General features: G+C 59.6%; 14 protein-coding genes. 9 read left to right on the forward strand and 5 right to left on the reverse strand.

Annotated elements, in window-relative coordinates; all coding sequences use genetic code 11:
- The first annotated feature begins 452 nt into the window (after nucleotides 1-452).
- The 4 genes from QRN36_RS26125 to QRN36_RS26140 all read left to right on the forward strand — a co-directional run bounded on the left by QRN36_RS26125 (nucleotide 453) and on the right by QRN36_RS26140 (nucleotide 3,520).
- Entirely contained in the window at nucleotides 453-1,205 is a 753-nt protein-coding gene (locus QRN36_RS26125) for a 5-oxoprolinase subunit PxpA (protein ID WP_285426670.1), read from the forward strand.
- Nucleotides 1,202-1,906: an allophanate hydrolase subunit 1 gene (locus QRN36_RS26130; protein WP_285426671.1), complete on the forward strand. Its 705-nt coding sequence runs from the start codon at nucleotides 1,202-1,204 to the stop codon at nucleotides 1,904-1,906. The genes QRN36_RS26125 and QRN36_RS26130 overlap by 4 nt, the downstream gene beginning before the upstream one ends.
- Nucleotides 1,903-2,823: a biotin-dependent carboxyltransferase family protein gene (locus tag QRN36_RS26135; RefSeq protein ID WP_285426672.1), complete on the forward strand. Its 921-nt coding sequence runs from the start codon at nucleotides 1,903-1,905 to the stop codon at nucleotides 2,821-2,823. Before QRN36_RS26130 ends, QRN36_RS26135 begins: the two co-directional genes overlap by 4 nt.
- Nucleotides 2,824-2,941: 118 nt before the next feature.
- Nucleotides 2,942-3,520: a hypothetical protein gene (locus QRN36_RS26140; protein ID WP_285426673.1), complete on the forward strand. Its 579-nt coding sequence runs from the start codon at nucleotides 2,942-2,944 to the stop codon at nucleotides 3,518-3,520.
- A 38-nt stretch (nucleotides 3,521-3,558) separates the two neighbouring features.
- Here the strand turns inward: QRN36_RS26140 and QRN36_RS26145 are convergent, their stop codons facing one another.
- The 4 genes from QRN36_RS26145 to QRN36_RS26160 form a co-directional block, all read right to left on the reverse strand.
- A complete protein-coding gene (locus QRN36_RS26145) occupies nucleotides 3,559-4,467 on the reverse strand; it encodes a hypothetical protein (RefSeq protein ID WP_285426674.1) in 909 nt (302 codons plus the stop codon).
- A gap of 324 nt (nucleotides 4,468-4,791) precedes the next feature.
- Nucleotides 4,792-5,970, reverse strand: coding sequence for a VWA domain-containing protein (locus QRN36_RS26150; RefSeq protein ID WP_285426675.1), 1,179 nt, complete (start codon nucleotides 5,968-5,970; stop codon nucleotides 4,792-4,794).
- 27 nt (nucleotides 5,971-5,997) lie between these two features.
- On the reverse strand, nucleotides 5,998-6,843 hold the full coding sequence (locus QRN36_RS26155; RefSeq protein ID WP_285426676.1) for a MoxR family ATPase: 846 nt from the start codon (nucleotides 6,841-6,843) through the stop codon (nucleotides 5,998-6,000).
- Between the two features lie 227 nt (nucleotides 6,844-7,070).
- Nucleotides 7,071-8,147, reverse strand: coding sequence for a DUF748 domain-containing protein (locus QRN36_RS26160; RefSeq protein WP_285426677.1), 1,077 nt, complete (start codon nucleotides 8,145-8,147; stop codon nucleotides 7,071-7,073).
- Between the two features lie 127 nt (nucleotides 8,148-8,274).
- Between QRN36_RS26160 and cysK the strand changes: the two genes are divergently transcribed.
- From cysK to QRN36_RS26180, 4 genes are all read left to right on the forward strand, one after another.
- Complete coding sequence (gene cysK, locus QRN36_RS26165; RefSeq protein ID WP_285426678.1) at nucleotides 8,275-9,249, forward strand: cysteine synthase A; 975 nt, start codon at nucleotides 8,275-8,277, stop codon at nucleotides 9,247-9,249.
- A gap of 185 nt (nucleotides 9,250-9,434) precedes the next feature.
- Nucleotides 9,435-10,373 carry an aspartyl/asparaginyl beta-hydroxylase domain-containing protein gene (locus QRN36_RS26170; RefSeq protein ID WP_285426679.1) on the forward strand — a complete coding sequence of 313 codons (939 nt, stop codon included), beginning with the start codon at nucleotides 9,435-9,437 and terminating at the stop codon, nucleotides 10,371-10,373.
- Nucleotides 10,374-10,554: 181 nt separating this feature from the next.
- Nucleotides 10,555-11,877: an OprD family porin gene (locus QRN36_RS26175; RefSeq protein WP_373568802.1), complete on the forward strand. Its 1,323-nt coding sequence runs from the start codon at nucleotides 10,555-10,557 to the stop codon at nucleotides 11,875-11,877.
- Between the two features lie 425 nt (nucleotides 11,878-12,302).
- Complete coding sequence (locus QRN36_RS26180; RefSeq protein ID WP_285426680.1) at nucleotides 12,303-13,157, forward strand: DMT family transporter; 855 nt, start codon at nucleotides 12,303-12,305, stop codon at nucleotides 13,155-13,157.
- A 48-nt stretch (nucleotides 13,158-13,205) separates the two neighbouring features.
- On the opposite strand, the gene QRN36_RS26185 is transcribed toward QRN36_RS26180, so the two are convergent.
- Entirely contained in the window at nucleotides 13,206-16,679 is a 3,474-nt protein-coding gene (locus QRN36_RS26185; protein WP_285426681.1) for a NahK/ErcS family hybrid sensor histidine kinase/response regulator, read from the reverse strand.
- A 271-nt stretch (nucleotides 16,680-16,950) separates the two neighbouring features.
- Between QRN36_RS26185 and QRN36_RS26190 the strand changes: the two genes are divergently transcribed.
- On the forward strand, nucleotides 16,951-18,096 hold the full coding sequence (locus tag QRN36_RS26190) for a TDT family transporter (protein WP_285426682.1): 1,146 nt from the start codon (nucleotides 16,951-16,953) through the stop codon (nucleotides 18,094-18,096).
- Nucleotides 18,097-18,176: the final 80 nt, after the last annotated feature.

Genomic DNA, 18,176 nt, shown 5'->3' on the forward strand with positions numbered 1-18,176 from the left:
TGTGGGGTTGCCAGGTTCGTGTCGAGCACAAAACTCGAAGGCTGATGGTCACGCGATATCTCTCCGGCGAACATATCGGCCTAATCGCGAGCAAGCTCACTCCCACAAGGATCTCCGGGCATTCCCGATTCTCCAGCTAGACACGAAATCTGTAGGAGCGCGCTTGCCCGCGAAGACTGAATCCCAAACGCTACATCTGTACGGCATGCACCGGCCTTTTCGGCTAAAGCCGGTCCTACGAATCCCGCCTGCCAACCTTCAATCCCACGCAGGATGTCGACCGTTCACTTTTTCTTATCTGGCCCGCTCGCTTTTACTAGTTGGACGCGTCGGTGGTTCCCGCTCAAGAATGCGCGTGCAGGTGACGGGCCGTTTTCAGCGCTGCCAAGTGATCTTTCCCACGCGTAAACTCAAGCCTCGTCCTCAACTTTCATTCGCACAGGAGACACCCCGTGGGCGGCCTGTTATTGAATTGTGATATCGGCGAAAGCTACGGCGCCTGGACCATGGGTCTGGATGCCGAGGTCATGCCTTACATCGATTGCGCCAATATCGCTTGCGGCTTTCACGCCGGTGATCCCAGTGTCATGCGCAAGACCGTCGCGCTGGCGGTGGCCCATGACGTCACCATCGGTGCTCATCCCGCGTATCCGGATCTGGTGGGGTTCGGCCGTCGGTCGATGGTTTGCTCTGCGCAGGAAATTCAGGACCTGCTGCATTACCAGATTGGTGCGCTGGATGGCGTATGCCGTGCCCAGGGAGCGAAGGTCAGCTACGTCAAACCCCACGGCGCTTTGTACAACGACATGATGGCCAACCCGGCGCAGCTGCGGGCGGTGGTCGAGGCCATTGCTCGATACAACCCGCAGATGCCGCTGATGCTGCTGGCCATGCGCGACAATGCCGCCGCCCAGGCCATTGCCGATGAGTTCGGAGTGACCTTGTGGTTCGAAGCCTTCGCCGATCGGGCCTATGACGCCCTCGGTCGACTGGTGTCGCGCAACCTGCCTGGCGCAGTCCATCACGACCCGGAAACCATTATCAGCCAGGCGCTGACACTGTCCCGCGGCGAAGCTTTGATTGCCAGTGACGGCAGCGAGCTGCTGCTCGCCGCGCAGACCTTGTGCGTGCATGGCGACAACGCCAGTTCCATCGCTGCGGTGCAGCGCATTCGTCAGGCCCTGGGCAAGACGTCAGCGTCATGAATGTGCGCATCGAAGTCGTCGCGATCGATTGCCTGATGGTGCGCCTGTTCGACGTCATCGATGAGGCGAACATGCCGTGGATGCTGGCTGCAAGCCTGCGTCTGCGGGAGGGCTTCGGTGCGCATTTGATTGATCTGGTGCCGTCTTACACAACTTTGATGGTGCACTACGACCTGCTGGCGCTGGATCCGCAGCAAGCGCGCGCCGTCATTGCCTCCGCGCTACGACATTTGTCGCCGGACGCCGGCCAAAGCGGCCGGCAGCATGTGTTGCCGGTCTGGTATGACGCAAGCGTCGGGCCTGAGCTGGCCTTGTTGTCCAGGCGCAGCGGCTTGTCGGTGGATGAAGTCATCCAGCGTCACAGCCAGCGCGAATACCAGGTGTTCGCGCTCGGTTTCGCGCCCGGCTTCGCGTTCATGGGGCTGGTCGAAGAAGTCCTCGCTGCGCCTCGCATCAAGACCCCGCGCAAGCGTGTCGCCGCAGGCAGTGTCGGCATTGCCGAGCGGCAAACCGCAGCGTACCCGTTGGAATCCCCCGGCGGCTGGAACATCCTGGGGCGCACGCCGGCAAAGTTGTTCGACCGCACCCTAGACGGTTACAGCCTCATGCAACCGGGCGACACCGTGCGTTTTGCGCCGGTGAGCCATGCCGAATTCGTTCGTCTGGGCGGCGACGACACACCGCTGGAGGCGCTGACATGAGCAGGCTGACCGTCAAAAGCAGTACACCGCTTTGTCTTTTGCAGGATGCGGGCCGCTTTGGCGTGCGCCATCTTGGCGTGACCCAGGGCGGCTCGCTGGACTGGGTGTCGATGGCCTGGGCCAACAAACTGCTGAACAACCCGCTCGGCGCCGCGGTTGTCGAGGTCACCCTCGGTGGCCTGACGCTCATCGCCGAAGCCGACTGCTGCCTCGCGCTGGCCGGCGCCGACCTGGGCGTGATGCTCGACGATCGCTCCGTCGCGCCGTGGCGCAGTTTCTTCGTCAGAAAAGGCCAGCACTTGCGTTTCACTCAGCCCGTATGTGGGGCGCGCGCCTACCTGGCAGCCCCCGGCGGGTTTGATGCCCGCGATGTGTTAGGCAGCTGTGCGACAGTCGGGCGCGAAGGGCTCGGTGGTCTGGATGGCTACGGCAAAGCGCTGGGTGAGGGCGATCAACTGACCTACTCGGGCGCGTCCTTCCAGTTGCATTCGCTGCCCGCCCATCTGATTCCGGACCTCGACGATGCCCGGGCGCTCGACGTCGTACTCGGCGCACAGATCGGCCAGTTCAGCGGCCAGAGCCTGTTCGATGCCTTCAATAGCGACTGGACCCTGGACAGCCGCGCCGACCGGATGGGCATGCGCCTGCTGGGCCCGGAGTTGGTCTATCAAGGCAGACCGATGATCTCCGAAGGCATTCCGCTCGGCGCCATTCAGGTCCCGCCTGACGGCCAGCCGATCGTCCTGCTCAACGACCGCCAGACCATCGGCGGCTACCCCCGGCTCGGTGCACTGACCCCGCTGTCGCTGGCACGGCTGGCGCAAAAACTGCCGGGGAGTGGGGTGCGGATGAGGGCCGTGGTGCAGGAAGTCGCGCATCGGGAGCAGGTGGCCTGTTTGAAATCGCTCGCGAGCTAATCGGTTTTGTGGCTTTAGTCCTACGTGATTGTCAGAAATGCTGGTCAGGATTGTGGGGTAATCATTTTCGAGCGAGCGTCGTTAAGCAATTCATGTATTCCTGACATGAGGTGCACGCATGAACCTGACTTGGATTGTCGATCAGAATCACTCCTATAAGCAGGCTATAAAGATTTCCTATGAAAAAGCTTTACAGGAAGGCGGGGTCGATGAGCAGACTGCGCAAGAGTGTGAGTGGGTGTTGAGTGAGCCCGAGCCTGATTATATATATCATGAAGTTAAGGACAAAGACCGATCACAGTTGCTTGAGGACGGGTGCATATCATTTCGAACGCTCAGCGCGCGTGATCTTTACGAGCACATAAAACTGAGCGCTCGTCGTAATGCGGCAGAATGTATCGCAGTGCAGATGGAACGCATGTGGGAGGATTTAAAGAAAGAAGTTATCAATATGAAGGCCGACAGGCTCGAAGAAATAAGTTTTTCAGTTGATGAGGCTGGAGAAGTTCGTCCGGTTTGTAATATGAATGATCTGGAGGTTGATGATGAGAAAAAACTCTTTGAAATTCTTGATAAGCGATCAGAGTTAAAGCAATTAGCTATTGAGTATGCTTCAATTCTTGCAAAACTTGTACCGTACACGGCAGATGGTTTGTCCGCTGAATATGCACGATATTTCGTAGTCTTTAATCCATGAAAGACTAACCACAATTGCTTGCGGTTAGTCTTCGGGTGTCAGCCGATCATGCTCATTGTGCAGATCTGTGTGATGGGCACTGGGCTGATGCCGGTGTTTGGATTACCTCGAACAGTGACATACCAGTGACCACTATTATATCCGGCTCGCCACCATCTTATGTTGTCATACACACCAGTGAATGGAGCGGTGGAATGGCGACCAATACAGCTTTCAAAGTCTATATATTTTCCTATTCCTCCATCGATAGTGACCCATCGAGAAACTACCGTATTGGAAGGGGCTTGATTGTCTGGCTGGAGGATAAAATCGACTGTTGCTCCTTCCAGGTAATGGTCCGTGGAGTCTCTAATGTTACCCGCCCACATAATCTGGTCTCTGAAAGTTCTCGTCGAGAAATAAGTTCCCGTACTTGGGCCCCTTGTCTCAATTCTAATATTGTGAGCGTAAGGCGCAGATCCGAAATCAATATGGAAAAACCTGTTTTGTCGAAAGGAAGAGCCGATTGGGTGCGAAATCCTAAGCTTTACTCTCTGGCCGACGGCAAGTGAAGGGATGATGAGCGACTCAGACGTGGGCGTGAGCTGCCATTTCTCTCCAATGTTATATTCAATCTTCCAATACGAGCTTTCATCCCCTTGCTGGACATGATTGATCATGACTTTCTGTCCACGTAGAGCTATGAAGCTGTAGTATTTTACGTCAGTGGCGGTTTCCAGTTTGTCAAAAATACGGTTGATTTTATCAGGCAACTCGATGAATTGAGTGTCGGTGGGTTCCGCTAGCTCGTTGTTTGGAGCTTGATCAATGGTGCTCTCATTAATGCCTGTATTTTGCATATTATCTTCGCAGTCCGCGCGGGCTGCAGCCACCGGAGCGAATAAAACCCCGATAGTTAAAATCATCGACGTCGCTAGGGCAGTTTTCTTATAGGCGCATTTGTTCATAATAAATCCGTTTAAGTTATTTGCATGACAAGTGGTTTCTATTCAATAGATAAGCACTATTGAGGTGGGGGTTTTGAATATTGCATCGCTGATGAAGAGACATAATCAACGCTTGCGGGAAGGATCAATGCTTAATATGTAAGGAAATGTGAAGCTGTGTGGCCGGAGACCGCGCCATTTTTGGAGCAGAGCAGAGCAGAGCAGAGCAGAGGAGAGAGGGGGAAGGGCTTAAAATGAGATTTAGGGCTTTTAGTAGTCCGGCTTGCTGCGGCGGCAAGGTTGGGGGCGCCACCACCAGCAAGCCAGCGCCCAACAATCTCATCATTACTTGGCCAGATACCGCATCCCTTCCTCCAGCCCTCGCAGCGTCAGCGGATACATCTGGTCTTCGATCAGGTCGCGCACGATATGAGTGGAGGTGGTGTAGCCCCAGGCGTCTTTGGGGTAGGGGTTGATCCAGATGATCTTCTTGAACTTGGCCATGAAGCGGTGCATCCAGACGTACCCGGCTTCTTCGTTCCAGTGTTCGACGCTGCCGCCGGGTTGGGTGATTTCGTAGGGCGCCATGGCGGCGTCGCCGATGAAGATGATCTTGTAGTCGGCGCCGTATTTGTGCAGCAGATCTTGTGTGGACGTGCGCTCGGACGTGCGGCGCAAGTTGTTCTTCCACACGGATTCATAAATGAAGTTGTGGAAGTAGAAATATTCCATGTGCTTGAACTCGGTCTTACAGGCCGAGAAGAGTTCTTCGCACACTTTGACGTGGGCATCCATCGAGCCGCCGATATCGAACAGCAGCAACAGTTTGATGGTGTTGCGTCTTTCCGGACGCATCTGGATGTTCAGCAGGCCGGCGTCGCGCGCGGTGTGATCGATGGTGCCGTCGATATCCAGTTCGTCCGCCGCGCCCTGACGAGCGAACTTGCGCAGGCGCCGCAAAGCCACCTTGATGTTGCGCGTGCCGAGTTCAACCTGATCGTCGAGGTTCTTGTACTCGCGTTGATCCCAGACTTTTGCAGCCTTGCCCTGACGCTTGCCGGCGTCACCCACGCGGATGCCTTCAGGGTTGTAACCGCCCGAGCCGAACGGACTGGTGCCGCCCGTGCCGATCCATTTATTGCCGCCAGCGTGGCGCTCTTTCTGTTCTTCCAGACGCTTTTTGAATGCCTCGATCAGCTTGTCCAGGCCACCCAGCGACTGGATTTGCGCGCGTTCTTCATCGGTCAGCGAGCGCTCGAATTCCTTGCGCAGCCAGTCTTCGGGGATCAACGCCTGCAGGTGGTCGTCGAGCTTTTCCAGCCCATTGAAATAAGCGCCGAACGCTCGGTCGAACTTGTCGAAATGGCGTTCATCCTTGACCAGAATCGTCCGGGACAAGTAGTAAAACTCATCCATGTCGGCGAAGGTCACCCGCTGTTTCAGGGCGTTGATCAGGTCCAGCAGTTCACGTACCGACACCGGTACCTTCGCTGCGCGCATCTCGTTAAACAGATTGAGCAACATGATGGTTGTCCCGCACTTGTCCCAGTGTCAGCGATTGCCGCGACGGCTCATGAACGCCAGCCGTTCGAGCAACTGCACGTCCTGCTCGTTCTTGACCAGCGCACCGGCCAGCGGAGGGATGGCTTTGGTCGGATCGCGCTCGCGCAGCACAGCCTCACCGATGTTGTCGGCCATCAGCAGCTTGAGCCAGTCGACCAGCTCGGAGGTGGAAGGTTTTTTCTTGAGGCCCGGCACCTTGCGGACGTCGAAGAACACGTCCAGCGCTTCGCTCACCAGATCCTTCTTGATGTCGGGATAATGCACATCGACGATCCGCTGCAACGTGGGGCGGTCGGGAAAGGCGATGTAGTGGAAGAAGCAGCGGCGCAGGAATGCGTCTGGCAGTTCTTTTTCGTTGTTCGAGGTGATGATGATGATCGGGCGCTTCCTGGCCTTGATCGTCTCGTCGATTTCGTAAACGTAGAACTCCATCTTGTCGAGTTCCTGCAACAGGTCGTTGGGGAACTCGATGTCGGCCTTGTCGATCTCGTCGATGAGCAGGATCACCCGCTCTTCGGACTCGAACGCTTCCCAGAGTTTGCCTTTCTTGAGGTAGTTACGTACGTCGTGGACCTTGTCGACACCCAGTTGCGAGTCACGCAGGCGGCTGACCGCATCGTATTCGTACAGGCCCTGATGGGCTTTGGTGGTCGATTTGATGTGCCAGGTAATCAGCTTTGCGCCAAAGGACTGCGCCAGTTGTTCAGCCAGCATGGTCTTGCCGGTGCCGGGCTCGCCCTTGACCAGCAGCGGTCGCTCCAGCGTGATGGCGGCATTGACGGCAAGCTTGAGGTCGTCAGTGGCGACATAGGCCTGGGTGCCTTCGAACTTCATCGGAAAATCCTCGAACCTGGCGCACGGGCAGTGTGCCCGGACGACGTAAATAAGCGGAAAGAATGCGGCGACTATAACGCGCCGTTCGTTCGACTGTGAACGCAGACGGTTTATTCAGTTGCTGAATGGCCGGTCGCGGTCTGACCGGCTTCGCGCGCTTGAGAAAACCCGCGTACGGAACTGCACGCTCAGGGAGCGACCTGGCTCACTCCCTGACACAATAGCGGTCAATCCGCCTCTTTCTTGCCGCTGTCGTAGCGCGTGTTGAACGCCTGCACGAACGCATTGCGCAAGATCTGCAAGAACGCCTGAAACGCGCTGACATCCTGTTTATGCACGCTGCCGCTCAATTCCACGCGGGTTGCAAACTGGTTCTTGCCCTGATTCTTGAGCACGGTTTCGCTGGCGCCCACCACCGCTTCCCAGATCGAGCGGAAGAAACCTTTGTTCTGATTCTCTACGTCCTGCTGCCAATTGAAGATATCCACATCGCGCAGCAGCGGTTTGATGTAGCCACTCAGCTGACCTTTTTTCGCCTGCGCTTCGATCACCACATCGCCGTTGCCGGCCTTGAAGTCGAATTTGCCGTAGGCCGAGGCAAAGTCGTTCATGCTCTTGAGCTGCAGATTGGTGGTGCGCAGTTTGAAGTCGAAGTCCTCGAAATTGCTGAACGGGTCGAAGGTCGCGCTGGTCTCCAGCGGCGCTTCGCCTTGCAACAGCGCCTTGCCTTCGAAGCGGGCGTCGCGTTTGCCAGCAGTGTCGACGACGTTGGTCAGGTTGAAGATGCTGGCGTTGATCCGGTCGGCCTCGATTTTCACTTTCGGCGTCGAATTGAAGTTACTGAAGGTGATCTTGCCTTCCTGAATCTTCACTTCGTTGAGGGTGATGGGCAGCAGCTTGTTCAATTGAGCGCGCCAGTCGGTGCCGGCACCGGTCTGGGTCTGCTGTTTATTGGCGCCGCCATCGACGAAGTTCAGTTCGGGGCGGACGAACGCAACCTCAGCCACCACGGCGTGGTCGTACCAGAGTGAGTGCCAGCTGACCGACAGGTCGATGACGGGCACATCGAGCAGCGGGACCGGCACTTTGCCGTCGACCTTGACGATGTTCAACCCGTTGATCTTGTACGCGCCGCGCCACAGGGCCAGATCCACATCCGCCACCTGGCCGCGGTAGTCGCCCATGTCGGCAAGCTTGTCGTTGAGGTAGTTGCGCACCACATAAGGCAACGCGATATGCACTGCGATCAGCAGTACGATGAGGCCAAGTATTGTCCACAGCGGCCAGCTATAGCGACGTTTCATGACGACACTCTCCGGTTACGTAGATTTGTTGACTGTCGGCGGTGTCATCGGTTCGCTACGACTGGACGCCGCACGGGCCCAAGGCATAGGCTTTGGGCTTTTCCCAAACCTGCACAAGGACCCGGTCATGAGCCGTATTTACGCAGACAACGCCCATTCCATCGGCAATACGCCACTGGTGCAGATCAATCGCATCGCGCCGCGCGGGGTCACCATCCTGGCCAAGATCGAAGGGCGTAATCCGGGATATTCGGTCAAGTGTCGGATCGGCGCGAACATGATCTGGGACGCTGAAAGCAGCGGCAAGCTCAAGCCGGGCATGACCATCGTCGAGCCGACGTCGGGCAACACCGGCATCGGTCTGGCATTCGTGGCGGCGGCGCGCGGCTACAAGCTGATGCTGACGATGCCTGCCTCCATGAGCATCGAGCGGCGCAAAGTACTCAAGGCGCTCGGCGCCGAGCTGGTGCTGACCGAGCCGGCGCTGGGCATGAAAGGCGCCATCGCCAAGGCCGAGGAGCTGGTGGCGGCCAATCCGGACACGTTCTTCATGCCCGCGCAGTTCGAAAACCCGGCCAACCCGGCCATTCACGAGAAGACCACCGGCCCAGAGATCTGGAACGACACCGATGGCGCCATCGATGTTCTGGTAGCAGGCGTGGGCACCGGCGGCACCATCACCGGCGTGTCGCGCTACATCAAGCACACCATGGGCAAGCCGATCATCTCGGTCGCCGTCGAGCCGATGGGGTCGCCGATCATTACGCAGAAGCTGGCGGGCGAAGAGATCAAGCCAAGCCCGCACAAGATCCAGGGCATCGGCGCAGGGTTCATCCCGAAGAACCTCGATCTGTCGATCATTGACCGGGTCGAACTGGTCAGCGACGAGGAGGCCAAGGCCATGGCGTTGCGGCTGATGCAGGAGGAAGGGATTCTGTGCGGCATCTCGTGCGGCGCGGCCATGCAGGCGGCGGTGCGAATGGCCGAGAAGCCGGAAATGCAGGGCAAGACCATCGTCGTCGTCTTGCCGGATTCGGGCGAGCGCTACCTGTCGAGCATGCTGTTCAGCGACCTGTTCACTGAACAGGAGCTGACTCAATAACCCCATTGCGGCACGCTCCGGCTTTTTACCGGAGCAGCGAAGGCTTATGATGGGCGCCATTCACACCCGCCGGATGGTTGTTCCAGGTCATCTGGCGGGATCAGCAGTTTGATTAGAATCCTGCCCGCGTTCTGAAATGCTGTTCAGTGCAACGATGTGTATGTGCCTGTTCCAAGGAGAGTTTGATGACCCTTTCTTTCGCTGCCAAGGTGGCGATTCTGCTGCTGTTCGTGGGCAGCACGCTTTACGTGCATCTGCGCGGCAAGGCGCGTCTGCCGGTCTTGCGTCAGTTCGTGAATCACTCCGCACTGTTTGCCCCGTATAACGCCCTGATGTACCTGTTTTCCAGCGTACCGTCCAAGCCTTATCTGGACCGCAGCAAGTTTCCCGAGCTCGATGTGCTGCGCGATAACTGGGAAATCATTCGTGATGAAGCGATGCACCTGTTCGACGAAGGCTATATACGCGCTGCCGCCAAGGACAACGATGCGGGCTTCGGGTCGTTCTTCAAGAAAGGCTGGAAGCGCTTTTATCTGAAGTGGTACGACAAACCGCTGCCGTCCGCCGAGGCGCTGTGCCCAAAGACGGTTGAACTGGTGAGCCGCATTCCCAACGTCAAAGGCGCGATGTTTGCGCTCCTGCCCGGCGGCAGCCACCTGAACCCGCATCGCGATCCGTTTGCCGGTTCGCTGCGCTATCACCTGGGTCTGTCGACGCCGAACTCCGACGACTGCCGTATTTTCGTCGACGGCAAAGTGTATGCCTGGCGTGATGGCGAAGACGTCATGTTCGATGAAACCTATGTGCACTGGGTCAAGAACGAAACCGATGTCACGCGCGTGATTCTGTTCTGCGACATCGAAAGGCCGTTGAGCAACCGCTTCATGACCGCCGTCAACCGCAGCGTCAGTGCTTTTCTCGGGCGCGCGACCGCCCCGCAGAACACCGATGACGAGCGAGTCGGCGGCATCAATCAGGCGTATGCGTTCAGCAAGCGTTTCAGCAACGCCTTCAGCGGCAAGGTCAAGCAGTTCAAACGCGCCAATCCCAAGGCGTACCGCGTATTGCGCCCCGTGCTTGCGGTTGTCGTGCTGACGCTGCTCGGGTACTGGTTGTTCGGCTGATCCACCTCTGAAAAGCGCCGCCGCACTGTGTGCCGCGGCGCTTTTTTTTTGTCCGAAATGCCCTGTTTCGTGGCGAATAGCACGCCCATTCAATCCAGCGACCGGCGCTGCGCCGATCATCGAGCGCTTCCGGCTGTCCGCCATTCACGACGGCCAGGGGCACTCCGATGAAGGCAGATCCATGGCAACTCGACTCACCCTGTTAACCGTCGCGCTACTTTCCTGTTCCTGCAAACTGATGGCGGCGACCGCTGACGAGGAACATGGGTTTCTCGCCGATACGTCGCTGAATGTGCTGGCGCGCAATTTTTTCCTCGAGAATGACTACCGGACCGGCCATTCCGGGCAGAGTTATCGGCAGGAGTGGGCACAGGGGTTCATCGCCAATCTTCAATCGGGCTTCACTCAGGGCACGCTCGGTCTGGGCGTGGACGCGCACGCGTTTTATGGCCTGAAGCTCGACAGCGGGCGAGGGCGAGCGGGGACCGGGCTGTTGCCGCTGGATGACGACGGACGGGCCGCGGACACTTACTCCGACGCCGGTGGCGCGATCAAACTGAGGGTGTCACGCACGACCTTGAAGTTCGGCGAGATGGAAGTGGAGACGCCGGTGCTCGACACGGGCGACAAGCGCCTGCAGCCGGAATACGCAACGGGCTTTTTTCTCGACAGCCGCGACGTCGACGGCCTGAAGCTGGTGGCCGGGCACTTCACGGCGTTCAAGAATGAAAATGCCTCGACGGCCAAGGGTGACTTTGATGGCTACGGTGCCAGCACTGACGGGCGCGCGCTGAGCCTGGCAGGTATCGAGACCACTGGCGATTCGTCCTTTGGCGGTTCTGTGTACGCCTCCCAACTCACCGACACCTGGCGGCAGTACTACACCAATCTGCATCACGTGAGCGTGCTGTCCGATAACAGCTCGCTGCTGCTGGACGGCAATCTTTATCGCACCCTCGATGAAGGCGCGGCCAAGGCGGGCGCCCTGAACAACACCGCGTACAGCCTGTCGGCGAAATACCATGTCGGGTCTCAGGGATTCACCCTGGCCTGGCAGAAGGTCGACGGTGATACGCCGTTCGATTTTGTCGGCGGCGACTCGATCTATCTGGCCAACTCGATCAAATACGCGGACTTCAACGGCGCCCACGAGCAGTCATGGCAGGCGCGCTACGATCTGGACTTCGGCGCGTTCGGCATCCCGGGGCTCAAGTTCATGACGCGCTATGTGCGCGGCAGTGACATCGACGGGACCCACGCGCCACAAGGCGCGGTCTATCAGCCGTTCGATGAGTCGACCGGCCGTTACCAGCCGATCCAGGGCAAGGGTGGGCGCCACTGGGAGCGCGACATCGACCTCAAATACGTCGTGCAGTCGGGGCCTGCCAAGGACCTGTCATTCAACGTGTCGCACCTCTCGCATCGGGGCAACGATGCGCAGGGCGGCGCCGATATCGACCGGCTTTACCTGGTGGTCGAGTACCCGCTCAATCTGCTGGACTGAGCGAACGAAAGCGTGCGCACGTCTATCGCACGCCCAAGGCTGCATTCGATATTGCGCAAGGCATCGCAGGCTGGTTATAGTCGGCCTCGGTGTTGCAATGTCTGGCAACACTGGGTCATCCCATTTGACTCTTTCTCTCAAGAAGCCGATCACGATGCCTGCAACCCGCTCACATGATGCGTTCCACGCCACAGCGTCCGCTGTCGCTGAACCGTGCGGTTGCCTGCAAGTCGCCTTCCTGACGCGTTATCCCCCACCTTCCCCTGTGGACAGCCCGGTCGTGTGCGTTGCAGCACCGCCAGGCGTGGTCGTGCTGGCCTGATCGAGCGTCGCGAACGTTCGATCCACGCCTGCAAAACGCCAACAAAACATCCGTGAATCCGGCCAGTGCCGGGTCCGATTTTGTCTGAATCACAGGTGAAACCATGTTTGCCAATAAAGCCCTGGCCTCGATGGCCACGACTACCCTGTTCGTCCTGCTCTGGAGTAGCGGGGCGATCGTCTCCAAGTGGGGATTGACCCACGCTTCGCCTTTCGCATTTCTGTTCTTTCGTTTTCTGCTGGCGCTGATTGCGCTGGCGATCCTCATCCCGACGCTGGGCTACAAGCTGCCTGATACCCGGCGCACGCTGGGTTACGCCCTGGCAACCGGTGCCGTGCTGCTGGGGGCTTATCAAATCTGTTATTTGCTGGCGCTGGACATGAAAGTCGCGCCCGGCGTCATGGCCACCATCATGGGCGTGCAACCGATTCTGACCGCGGTGCTGGTTGAGCGCAGTCGTTCGGGATCGCGCATGTTCGGCCTGTGTCTGGGCCTGGCCGGTCTGGTGCTGGTCGTCTATCAGGGCATCGGCGATGGCGGATCGCTGGCGGGCATGCTCTTTGGCGTGCTGGGCATGTTGAGCATGACCGGCGGCTCGATCATGCAGAAGCGGATCACTGACAATCCGCTCGGTACGCTGCCGGTGCAGTACTTTGCCGGCGCCGTGGTATGCGCGGTGTTCGTGCCGTTCCAGCCTTTTCATTTCGAACACAGCATCGGGTTCTACGTGCCTGTGATCTACATGGGGCTGGTGGTGTCGGTGTTGGCGACTTTCCTGCTGTATCGGCTGATCGCCCAAGGCAATCTGGTCAACGTCACCAGCCTGTTTTATCTGGTGCCGGCGGTGACGGCGATCATGGACTACCTGATCTTCGGCAACCGTCTGGCGCTGTTGAGCATGCTCGGGATGGTGCTGATCGTGGTGGGATTGGTCTTCGTGTTTCGCAAGGTGAAGTGAGGCGAGCGTCAGGCCTTCGGCGACTGATCGTGCCGAAGGCCTGCGGCGCTAGTTCAAACTCACGTGCCGGCTGAGCAACGCCCGCAACGCCGCGGGTTTGACCGGTTTGGCCAGGTATTCAAGGCCCGCGGCATGCACCTGAGCGATCAGCTCCGGGCGACCGTCGGCACTGATCAGCACGCCCGGCACCGGTTCTCCCAGTTGGGTGCGCAGCCACGCCATGAGCTCGGTGCCGGTTTCGCCATGATCGAGGTGGTAATCGACCAGCGCCAGGTGCGGGCGGATGCCGTCGTCGAGCAGCGTCTGGCACTCCTCGCGGTTGCGTGCGGTCCAGACCTGACATCCCCAGCGGCTGAGCAGGCTGTTCATGCCGATCAGAATGCTGTCCTCGTTGTCGATGCACAGCACGTGCGTGCCGTTGAGCTCTGCCCGTTTGGGTTCGGCGGCCAGCGGGTGCGGCAACGTCTGCGCGCGGGCCAGCGGTACGCTGACACTGAACACGCTGCCTTTGCCCGGCCATGAGCGCACTTCCAGAGTGTGGCCGAGCACGCGGCACAGACCGTCGGCAATCGCCAGCCCCAGTCCCAGGCCTTTTTCGGCCCGGGTCTGATGGCTGTCCAGACGCTTGAATTCTTCGAAAATCACTTGCCGCTTGTCTTCCGGAATGCCCGGACCGCGATCCCAGACTTCCAGACTCAACTGACCGCCTTTGCGCCGCACGCCCAGCAGAATCGGGCCTTTGGCGTAACGAAAGGCGTTGGTGAGGAAGTTCTGCAGCACTCGGCGCAACAGTTTCGCGTCGCTGGCGACACGCAAGCGGCTGCCCCGCACGCGAAAACTCAGGCCCTGTTCCTGTGCCAGCGCCTTGAATTCCGCACCCAGGGTGTCGAACAGGTTATTGAGCGCAAACGGCGTGATGGTCGGGGTGAACTTGCCGTTCTCCAGACGCGAAATATCCAGCAGGTCGCTGATCAGGTCCTCGGCCGAGCGCAGCGAGCTGTCCAGATGCTGAATCAGCGTGCGCGCCTCGTCAGGCACATTGTCATCGGTGTGCAGCAGGGCGGCGGAAAACAGGCGCGCGGCGTTCATCGGTTGCATGAGATCGTGGCTGACAGCGGCCAGAAACCGCGTCTTCGACTGATTCGCCGCTTCGGCATGGGCCTTGGCTTCGGTGAGCGCCAGGTTCAACTGCGACAGCTCGCGGGTGCGTTCGGCAACTCGTTGCTCCAGGCTTTCGTTGACGCCTTTGAGGGCCTGCTCGGCTTCGCGAAACGCCGTGATGTCGGTAAAGCTCATGACGAAACCGCCGCCGGGCATCGGGTTGCCGATCAGCTCGATCACCCGGCCGTTGGGGAACAGGCGTTCGGAGGTGTGCGCGCGGCCCTGGCGCATCCAGTGCAGGCGTCGGGCCACGTGCACTTCCGCCTCACCCGGGCCGAGCAGCCCGCGTTCGGCGTTGTAGCGAATGATGTCGGCAATGGGCCGGCCGACGCTGATCAACCCTTCGGGATAATTGAACAGCTCCAGATAGCGGTCGTTCCACGCCACGAGCCGCAAGGACTGGTCGACGACGCTGATGCCCTGGGTGATGTTCTCGATGGCGCCCTGCAGCAAGGCGCGGTTGAACTGCAGCACCTCGGACGCTTCGTCGGCAATGCGCACAACGTCTTCGAGTTGCATGTCGCGACCCTCAATGGCGGCCTTCACCACCGCCCGGGTCGACGAAGTGCCGAGCACGCCTGCCAGCAGCCGCTCGGTGTGGGCGATCCAGTCACCGTTGGCGTTCTGATTGGGGTTGAAGCCTTTGCCCTGACGATAGGCGAAGCGAATGAAGCTCTGCTGCGCGCGTTCTTCACCGACGAAACGCGCCGACAGTTTGAGCAGATCCTCGATCTGTACGGCCAGCAACGAACGGTTGTTGGGCCGGGCCTGCAGCTCCTGGCCGATGAAGCGGCCCGCTTGCCAATGCTCCGAAACCCGCGTGCGCGACAGCAGCGACACCCAGACGAACAGCGCGAAGTTACCCACCATCGACAGCACCACGCCCTGCGTCAGCGGGCTGATCGGCAGGTTCAGCGGGTTGCTGTGCAGCCAGGCCAGCAGCGGGAAACTGCTCAATGACCAGCCCATGCTGTGCGCGGCCAGCGGCAATACCAGGGCGTAGAACCAGATGAAGACGCCAGCGGCCAGCCCTGCAAACACGCCCCGGCGGTTGGCGGGCTTCCAGTACAGCGCGCCGATCATGGCCGGCATCAATTGGGTGATCGCGGCAAAGGCAATCTGGCCGATGGTGGCAAGGCTCGCGGTCGATCCCAGCAGCCGGTAACTGACATAGGCCAACAGCAGGATCGCAACGATGCTGACCCGGCGCACCGAGAGCATCCAGTAGCGGAAGACTTCGAAGGGGCGCTCGGCAGTCTTGCGCCGCAGCAGCCACGGCAGCAGCATGTCGTTGGATACCATGGTCGACAAGGCCACGCTCGCCACGATGACCATCCCGGTTGCCGCCGACGCGCCGCCAATGAACGCCAGCATCGCCAGAGCAGGGTGCGCGTGCGCCAGCGGTACGCTGATCACGAACGAGTCGGGCAGGACGGAAGCCGGCAGAAGCATCTGCCCGGCCAGCGCGATCGGCACCACGAACACCGCCGCCAGCAGCAGATAAGCGGGGAATACCCATTTGGCCAGGCGCAAGTCTTGGGGCTCGATGTTTTCCACGACCGTGACGTGAAACTGTCGGGGCAGGCAGACGATCGCCATCATCGCCACGCCGGTCTGCACGACCATCGAAGGCCAGTTGACCGTTTCTTTCCAGTACTCCTCAAGACGAGGCGCGAGCATGGCCTGACTGAACAGGTCATCGACGCCGTCGTACAGGCCGAACGTGACGAAGGCGCCGACCGCCATGAAGGCGAACAGCTTGACCAGGGATTCGAACGCAATCGCCAGGACCATGCCGCGATGGTGCTCGGTGGCGTCGAGGTTGCGCGTGCCGAAGACGATGGTGAACAGTGCCAGCACCAGCGAGACAATCAGCGCGGTGTCCTGAGCGCGGGTGCCCGCAGCGTCGGCGCCGGCGCCGATGAGGATGTTCACCCCCAGCACGATGCCTTTGAGTTGCAGCGCGATGTAGGGCAACACGCCGATCAGGCAGATCAGGGCGACGACAACCGCCAGGGATTGCGACTTGCCGTAGCGAGCGGCGATGAAGTCGGCGATGGAGGTGATGTTTTCCTGCTTGCTGATCAGCACCATCTTCTGCAGCACCCAGGGCGCCAGCAGCAACAAGAGGATCGGCCCCAGATAGATCGGCAGGAACGACCACAGTTGTTCGGCGGCCTGCCCCACAGAGCCGAAAAACGTCCAGCTGGTGCAGTAGACCGCCAGCGAAAGGCTGTAAACCCAGGCCCGCAAACGAGGCGGCAGCGGTGCGCGCCGACGATCGCCGTAGAAGGCGATGGCGAACATGATGGCCATATAGGCCAGAGCGACGGCAGCGATCAGTCCGCTGGACAGCGACATGGGAACTCCAGATTCAAGCGGTATCGATTTCAACTGCGATCCATTGCAGGTGGGACAGTCTCGCATGCCGGATGACGTTCGTCTGTCTCGACCAAGGTCTGAGCGTTGGCGCAGGTCCGCCGGTGTGCACGATCACTGCAGGAGCGCGCTTGCCCGCGAAAGAGAACTGCATATCTGTTAAATCTATGAGGTATAGAGAAATTACCCGCTTAATCGATATCAGGGCGCGCCGTAACATGGATACCACCTCATACGGGGACCGGAGCGCACCATGAATCACATCCTTTCTCTGCCACGCAGACCCTTCAGCCAACTGACTCACCCACGGGAAGTCATCCGCCAGTTCACGCCGAACTGGTTCGCCGCCACGATGGGCACCGGCATCCTGTCCACCGTGTTGACGCAGTTGCCGGTGAACATCGCCGGCGTTTTCCAGCTGGCCGAAGCGCTGTGGTTCTTGAACATCGGCTTGTTTCTGACCTTCAGCTTTTTGTATGCCGCTCGCTGGGTTCTGTTCTTCCATGAAGCGCGGCGAGTGTTCGGCCACTCCACGGTGTCGATGTTCTTCGGCACGATTCCGATGGGCATGGCGACCCTGATCAACGGTCTGCTCCTCTTCGGGCAGGCGCGCTGGGGCGCTGCGGTCTTGCCGCTCGCCGAAGCGCTGTGGTGGCTGGACGTTGCGCTGTCGCTGGCCTGCGGCGTGCTGATTCCATTCATGATGTTCACGCGTCAGGAGCATCGCATCGATCAGATGACCGCCGTATGGCTGTTGCCGGTCGTGGCGGCCGAAGTCGCAGCGGTCAGTGGCGGCTTGCTCGCCGCGCATCTGCCCGACGCGCACAGCCAGTTCAACGTGCTCATCACCAGCTACGTGCTCTGGGCGCTTTCGGTGCCGGTGGCTTTCAGCATTCTGACCATTCTGCTGCTGCGCATGGCGCTGCATAAATTGCCGCACGAAAGCATGGCCGCATCGAGCTGGCTGGCGCTGGGCCCGATCAGCACGGGCGCGCTGGGCCTGATGGTGCTGGGCGCCGACGCACCATCCGTGTTTGCGGCCCATGGTCTGCAAGGTGTGGGCGAGATCGCCTCCGGACTGGGTCTGATCGCCGGCATTCTGCTCTGGGGCGTGGGCGTGTGGTGGCTGTTGATGGCGCTGTTGATCACCGCGCGGTATCTGCGCAACGGCATGCCTTTCAACCTCGGCTGGTGGGGGTTCACCTTTCCGTTGGGCGTCTTCGCCCTGACCACCCTCAAGCTGGGCGCAGTGCTGAACCTGGCATTCTTTTCGACCCTCGGCAGCCTGCTGGCCGTCGCCCTGACCGTGCTCTGGCTGGCGATCACGAAGCGCACGCTGATCGGTGCCTACACCGGCGAATTGTTCGTGTCGCCCTGCATTGCCGGGTTGAAGGGCTGACACGGTCTCATGGCGCGCGCGAGCCCAGTGTGGCCCGAGTCTGCTCGCGAAGAGGTCTGTACATTCATCCCTGCAACGTC

Source organism: Pseudomonas sp. efr-133-TYG-103a (assembly GCF_030209235.1).
Lineage (GTDB): Bacteria > Pseudomonadota > Gammaproteobacteria > Pseudomonadales > Pseudomonadaceae > Aquipseudomonas.